This window comes from Aquabacterium sp. A08, from assembly GCF_011742065.1.
The window spans coordinates 1-296 of sequence record NZ_JAAQQT010000511.1; the positions used below are offsets into that span (position 1 = coordinate 1).

General features: G+C 70.6%; 1 protein-coding gene. It reads left to right on the top strand.

The features are described from left to right. A partial coding sequence (locus HA630_RS27400) for a HAMP domain-containing sensor histidine kinase (protein WP_243855329.1) occupies positions 1–296 on the top strand: 296 nt, incomplete at both ends.

Consider the following 296-nt stretch of genomic DNA (forward strand, 5'->3'; position numbering starts at 1 on the left):
GTGCGCGACGCGGTGGAGGACTCGGTGACGCGCGCCCTGGACAAGTCCATCGACCTGGGCTACGAGGGCCCCGAGGAGGTGCCGCGCAGCTGCCTGCTGGCCGGCAACACGACGCTGCTGGGCGAACTGGTGCGCAACCTGGTGGACAACGCCATCCACTACACCCCCAGCGGCGGCGTGGTCACGGTGCGGGTGCTGGTCGACCCCTTCAGCGGGGTGCAGGTGCTGCAGGTGGAGGACAACGGCCCCGGCATTCCCGCCCACGAGCGCGGGCTGGTGCTGGAACCGTTTTACCG